This is a genomic window from Wolbachia endosymbiont of Drosophila seguyi, from assembly GCF_028981765.1.
In the GTDB taxonomy this organism is placed as follows: Bacteria; Pseudomonadota; Alphaproteobacteria; order Rickettsiales; family Anaplasmataceae; genus Wolbachia; species Wolbachia pipientis.
Genome location: NZ_JAPQLM010000034.1, coordinates 1 through 1,921 on the forward strand (window position 1 = coordinate 1; position 1,921 = coordinate 1,921).

The 1,921-nt window shown below is 38.8% G+C and carries 1 protein-coding gene; it reads right to left on the bottom strand.

Annotated elements, in window-relative coordinates; genetic code table 11:
• Positions 1–252 precede the first annotated feature (252 nt).
• A complete protein-coding gene (miaB, locus tag OZD62_RS00685) occupies positions 253–1,572 on the bottom strand; it encodes a tRNA (N6-isopentenyl adenosine(37)-C2)-methylthiotransferase MiaB (RefSeq protein WP_010962578.1) in 1,320 nt (439 codons plus the stop codon).
• Positions 1,573–1,921: the final 349 nt, after the last annotated feature.

Below are 1,921 nucleotides of genomic sequence, written 5' to 3' on the forward strand. Positions count from 1 at the left end.
AAGAGGGTTTTTTAAAGGTGGGAATATTTAATTTAATGCTCGTTATTGTATTTTTATTCTTCTTCAATTTTATACATAAAGTTGTTACTAACTCATCTTGTACAAAAAATTGATATAGGTAAGCTCAAATTTGTAGGTTTAAGGTACCCGTTCAGCAGAGGTAGCAATTAAACTTTGTAACTTTTGAAAAAGATTATGATTGCATTTTTTCAATACTCTTTGCTTAAGATTTATATTTAACGCTGCTTAAAATCAGTGAAATGCACACCCCAGCAAACTACTCTGCCGAGCTTCCAACACTTTCACATTTACTATTTTGTCCCTGTATTTATCTTCAGAATCATCAATGCACACTGATTGCATATATGGGCTTTTACCAATAATTTGGTTTTGGTGTTTACCTTTTTTATCGCTAAATAGAACAGGTATAGTTTTACCTACCATACTCTGGTTAAACTCAAGTTGTTGCTTACTAATTAATTTCTGTAAACGAAGAAGGCGCTCTGTTTTAACCTCTTCTGGTACTTGATCTTTTCTTTCCGCTCCCGGTGTGCCTGGTCTTGGGCTGTATTTAAAACTATAAGCCTGAGCATATCTAACTTTTTCTACTAATTTCATAGTTTCTTCAAAATCTTTTTCGGTTTCTCCAGGAAAACCAACAATAAAATCAGAAGAAAATTCGATTTCAGGTTTCAATTTGCGAAATCTGTCTATTATTTCCAAATACTCCTCTGCAGTGTGTTTCCTGTTCATCGCGTGCAATATTTTATTCGAACCAGACTGCACAGGCAGGTGAACAAACGGCATGAGCTTTGGCTCTTCCGCATGTGCCAAGTAGAGAGATTCATGCATATCTCTTGGATGAGAAGTTGTATAACGAATCCTCTCTAGCTTTTCAATTTTAGCAATATGACTAATTAATTTTCCTAAATCCCACACTTCCCCTTCGCACTCCCCATGGTAAGCATTGACGTTCTGACCAAGCAAATTGATCTCATTTGCCCCATTTGCAACTAATTTCAATGCTTCACGAAATATTTCATTCACTGGCCGTGAATACTCAGCTCCACGAGTATAGGGCACTACACAAAACGTACAAAATTTATCACAACCCTCTTGTATGGCAAGAAACGCAGAAGACCCCTGGCTATTGCCATAGCATTCATCTGGCAATTTATCAAACTTTGCAACTTCAGGAAAATCAGTGTTTATTACATGACCTTTACTTCTGCTTGCTTTGACTATCAGCTCCGGTAAGGTAGCGATACTCTGCGGACCAACAACAATATCAACAAAAGGAGCCCTTCTGAACACTTCTTCTCCCTCTGCTTGCGCTACACACCCAGCCACCACTATAGTCATTTCTTTTCGTAACGAATGAATCTTCCCAAGCTCTGAGTAAAGTTTTTCTGCTGCCTTCTCTCTAATGTGACAAGTATTCAGTATCACTAAATCGGCTTTCCCTGCATCACTAACAACGTTGAACCCCAAAGGTTTAATTACATTTTCCATTAAAACGGAGTCATAAACGTTCATCTGACAGCCGTAAGTTTTAATATATAGGCCTTTCATATTTGGTATGTCTTTTTCAAAATTTCTTCACCCTACACGTAAATGTCTAACAGACCAGCGCGTGACGCTAGTGAACTTGCTAGCACAATAGATTTTGACAAAATTATACGAAAAACTGGATCCCAGTGTCAAGCACTGGGATGACAAGTTCTCGGCAACCCCTACGTCATACCATCACGGTATCTCTAGATCCCGCTAACAAGTAGCGGGATGACGGTTGTCAGGGTGTCATGAAAGTAGCTAACACTGGCTTCCATCCAAGAGGGCAGTGCCCTCTTCTTGTCATCCCAGTGCTTGACACTGGGATGGCTTTGTTGCATCGCTACTTATGAAAGGCTAACTATAGTTA

Bases quoted from the DNA above. Each gene is read 5' to 3' on its own strand.
- miaB (WP_010962578.1), bottom strand. From the start codon at position 1,572: ATGAAAGGCCTATATATTAAAACTTACGGCTGTCAGATGAACGTTTAT.